Raw genomic sequence first — 4048 nt, forward strand, 5'->3', positions numbered from 1 at the left:
CTGTTTGCGCTATCCAATCTATGGATGGTGCGCCGGCAGTGATTGCCGGCCAAAGCATCATGCTGTCCGGCGGCAGCTGAAGCCGCCAGATACGCGCAAAATCTCGTCTTACATACCCAATTTGCGCGTTATGGCGCTCTGGATACTGAAATTTTTTGGTCTTGAGAGTTGTTCAGACCTTCCTTAGATGGAGTGAGTGGCCTGTTTTGAGCCATGTTAAGGGTGCATGCGTGGCGCGCACGTCGTGATTGACAGGAGTGTGCTGACGAGGCGGGCGGTGCTCGATGGTGCCAGCGCGCATGTCCAAATCAGGAAACGTTGTTTGGTGAGCCGCTAGGACGTGTGTAGATGATGTGTCACGAGGACAAGGCGGTGCCATGGACATAGCTCGGAGCAAGCCGCGTCAGGTCGGATTACGGAAATGTGCCCTGTTGCTGGGCGGCGTGGTGGTGCTGGCGGTGGGTGTGGTACTAGCGGTGTCGTGGTTCGGCAATGCGCGGCCTGCGGTCTCGCGTGCCGATCTTTCCGTTGGCGTCGTGCAGCGTGGCGACCTGGTGAGGAGCGTGCGCGCCAACGGCCGTCTGGTGCCCAGCAACATGCGCTGGATTCCTGCGCAGACCGTGGCGCGGGTCGACCGGATCGTCGCGCAGCCGGGTAGTCGGGTCCAGGCCGGCGCGATCTCATGGTTTTGAGCAACACCGCGCTGGAAGCAGCATTACGTTCGGCCGAACTGAGCTTCCGGGAAGCCGAAGCGGATTTCCAGGCCAAGCGCGCCCAGACGCGATTGCAGCGGCTGCAGGTCGAATCCGAGCTGGCCGAGAAAACCAGTGCTTACAAGATTTCAGAGGCCCAGCATCGTGCCAACACCCTGGCATTCGAGCGCGGTGTGTTCGCCAAGGTGGACTTCGCGCGAAGTGCCATGCAGGTCGAGGAGATGGGTAATCAGCGCGATATCAGCGCGAGGAAAGTGTCCAGCCAGAAGGCCTTCCTGACCGCGCAGACCTCGGCCGAGTCGGCCCGGTTGGATCAGCTGCGCAGCGTCCGGGATTTGCGCGCCAGCGAAGTGGCGGCCTTGCAGGTCAAGGCCGGCATGGCCGGCGAGGTGCAGCAGGTGGCGGTCGAGGAAGGGCAGCAGGTCGACGTGGGCGCCAAGCTGGCGCGGGTGGCACAGAGCGGCCAGTTGATCGCGGAACTGAAGGTGCCCGAATCACAGGCGTCCGAACTGGCCGCAGGCCAGGCCGCGGTGGTCACGACGCGCTCGGGAAAGATCGACGGCACCGTCCGCCGCGTCAATCCGCGCGTGGACAAGGGCGCGATCGTGGTCGAAGTGGACCTCCCGGATACGCACAGCATGCCGTTGCGCTCGGATCAATCCGTCGATGCGGTCATCGAGTTGGAGACGCTCAAGGACGTCCTGTTCGTCGATCGCCCGCGCAACGCGTTGGCCGGCGAGCGTGCATGGGTGTATCGGCTGGTCTCCGATGACCGCGCCGAACGCGTCCAGGTGACGTTCGGCAAGGACTCCTCCGGACAGATCCAGGTCCAGGGTCTCCAGCCTGGCGATCGCCTGATTCTGTCCGACCTGGCGCGGCTGGGTTCCCCTCCCGACATGTCGATAGAGTGAGTCGAGTGTCAATGCCCCCTGAGCACAGAATGCCGCACGAGATCATCCGGCTCGAAAAAGTCAGCCGGGTCTTTTTCACCGAAGAATTGGAAACCCACGCGCTGGCCGAGGTGGATGTCGCCATCCACACGGGAGAGTTCGTGAGCGTCACCGGCCCCTCCGGCTGCGGGAAGTCGACATTGCTCTCGGTCCTTGGACTGCTGGATCCGCCGACGTCCGGACGGTTTCTGCTGGAGGGCGAGGATGTCTGCGCATTGCCTGCGTCGCAGCTGTCGAAATTGCGCAATCGCAAGATCGGATTCGTTTTTCAGTCCTTCAACCTGATCGGCGACATGTCCGTGCTGGACAACGTGTTGTTGCCACTGACGTTCCGCGACGACCTGGGTCGCCAGGAGCGGACGGCGCTGGCGCAAAGCGCGCTCCAGCGCGTGGAGATGGATCACCGCATGAGGCATCTCCCGGCGCAGCTGTCCGGGGGGCAGCAGCAGCGTGTCGCCATCGCCAGGGCCCTGGCGGGCAGTCCCGGATTGATCCTGGCCGACGAGCCGACGGGCAACCTGGATTCCAAGAATGGCGAGATGGTCATGCAGCTGCTGCATCGGCTCAATGACGCGGGGTCGACCATCTGCATGGTCACCCACGATCCGGAACAAGCCGCCCAGTCGCACCGGCAGATACACATGCTGGACGGCAAGGTGGTCGACAGTGAGGTTTCCCACGAAGTGCAACGGAGAGCATGACATGGCCGAAATCATGATGGCCGATCCCGCCGGACCCTTGGTGTCTGAGCAGTTCGATTCACTGGGGTACGTGGTGGCCCCCCGCATGCTGCCGCGTGCGCAGCTGGATGCCGCATTCCGTTACTACATCTCCTATGTCGGAATGGAGGGCTTCTACCGCATCTATGACAAGGTCAACGCATTGGATCGCTATGCCGATGCCTTGAGCGAGGCGTGGATGCCGGACGTGCAGAAGGTCATTGAGGCCGCCACCGGCCGGCGGCTGCTGCCCACCTATTCGTTCGCGCGGATCTACACCACGCAGTCGCGGCTGCGCAAGCACGTGGACCACCATTCCTGCGAGATCAGTGCCACCATGACCGTGGGCCACCACCACGCGCCAGCCGATTGGCCGATCCTGGTCGAAAGCGGGGGCAAGGACGTTCCCGTTTCCCTGGAGATCGGCGATGCGCTGATCTACAAGGGCACCGAATTGCCGCATTGGCGCGAGCCATTGGCATCGGGCATCTGGTGCCAGGTGTTCTTCCACTTCGTCGACGCGGCGGGCCCTTTCACGGATCGGATCTATGACGGCCGCAGCAAGCTTGGCCCGGGCCCGTGCAGAGGTCCAGCCGACTGACGTAGTGCGTCGGTCGGTGAGTCAAATGGTGGACACGGAGCTCATCCCATGATGGTCGCTGGCAGCCCGTCGGGGTGGGAGTGGCGCAAGCATGTGAGCCATGTGGACGCATCGCGCTTTTCATGCCTCATCGCCGACGATAACCCTTCGGTCACGCTCGCGGTCAGCCAGCTGCTTTCGGATGTGACGGGAATCGATCCGTCGCGGTTCGTGACGTTTACCGGGAGCGCGGAGCTTCTGCGCACGTGTGCGGCATCGCTTCGTGAGAGTCGGCTCGTGGTGCTGTATCTGGTGATGCCTGGACAGCTGAAACGGGTGGCCCTGGAATCGGGGGTGGGTCACACCTATGATCTCTATGGTCCCCTCTAGAACTGCAACTGGGGGTACTTGCAGCGATTCCCTTACAAGTCATGACGTGACCTCTCCACGAAATCTTGCGGTCACTGGCCTTTGCCGACCGATCAACGTTTAAACGTGTGATAAATGTCTGATCCGGTGGGCGGCGCTGAGCGTCGCGCGTATTCAGTCGTGACGATTTCATCGAAATTTTTGTTGACACCGGGCGCCTCCCGCAACAAAATGAAGGGCCAATTCACCCCGAATCGAATCGCTTTCGTCGCGCTCCGGTTCGGCAGTAAAAGCTGGAGGGATACCCAAGCGGCCAACGGGGGCAGACTGTAAATCTGCTGGCTTACGCCTTCGGTGGTTCGAATCCACCTCCCTCCACCAGTTCACGTTGTGCCTTGCAGTTCCCGGCGCGGGAGTAGTTCAACGGTAGAACCTCAGCCTTCCAAGCTGATGGTGCGGGTTCGATTCCCGTCTCCCGCTCCATTGAACCTAAATGCATGGCATAATGCAAAACTCGCTCGCGTAGCTCAGTCGGTAGAGCACCTCCTTGGTAAGGAGGAGGTCGAAGGTTCGATTCCTTTCGTGAGCACCATTACACAATCGTCTTCAACTCCAAACGATTACCGAGACACGCACCCATGGCAAAAGCTAAATTTGAGCGCAAGAAGCCGCACGTGAACGTCGGCACCATTGGTCACGTTGACCATGGCAAGACCA

5 protein-coding genes and 3 tRNA genes are annotated in these 4048 nt (G+C 61.3%); all 8 read left to right on the top strand.

Going from position 1 to position 4048, the window contains the following annotated elements; genetic code table 11:
• Positions 1-377: 377 nt before the first annotated feature.
• Positions 378-692, top strand: a complete 315-nt coding sequence (locus tag XpopCFBP1817_RS19695; protein ID WP_128418377.1) for a hypothetical protein — start codon at positions 378-380, stop codon at positions 690-692.
• Positions 689-1624 carry an efflux RND transporter periplasmic adaptor subunit gene (locus XpopCFBP1817_RS19700; RefSeq protein ID WP_158251332.1) on the top strand — a complete coding sequence of 312 codons (936 nt, stop codon included), beginning with the start codon at positions 689-691 and terminating at the stop codon, positions 1622-1624. Before XpopCFBP1817_RS19695 ends, XpopCFBP1817_RS19700 begins: the two co-directional genes overlap by 4 nt.
• 41 nt (positions 1625-1665) lie before the next feature.
• Complete coding sequence (locus tag XpopCFBP1817_RS19705; RefSeq protein WP_425479137.1) at positions 1666-2364, top strand: ABC transporter ATP-binding protein; 699 nt, start codon at positions 1666-1668, stop codon at positions 2362-2364.
• Between the two features lies 1 nt (position 2365).
• A complete protein-coding gene (locus tag XpopCFBP1817_RS19710) occupies positions 2366-2983 on the top strand; it encodes a hypothetical protein (RefSeq protein ID WP_128418380.1) in 618 nt (205 codons plus the stop codon).
• Between the two features lie 48 nt (positions 2984-3031).
• Positions 3032-3352 (top strand): hypothetical protein, encoded by a 321-nt coding sequence (locus tag XpopCFBP1817_RS19715; protein ID WP_128418381.1) that lies wholly within the window; start codon positions 3032-3034, stop codon positions 3350-3352.
• A 274-nt stretch (positions 3353-3626) separates the two neighbouring features.
• Positions 3627-3712: transfer RNA gene (locus XpopCFBP1817_RS19720), tRNA-Tyr, on the top strand.
• 28 nt (positions 3713-3740) lie between these two features.
• A tRNA-Gly gene (locus tag XpopCFBP1817_RS19725) sits at positions 3741-3814 on the top strand.
• A 33-nt stretch (positions 3815-3847) separates the two neighbouring features.
• Positions 3848-3923: transfer RNA gene (locus XpopCFBP1817_RS19730), tRNA-Thr, on the top strand.
• The last annotated feature ends 125 nt before the right edge of the window (positions 3924-4048 follow it).

The organism is Xanthomonas populi, from assembly GCF_002940065.1.
GTDB classification, from domain to species: Bacteria; Pseudomonadota; Gammaproteobacteria; order Xanthomonadales; family Xanthomonadaceae; genus Xanthomonas; species Xanthomonas populi.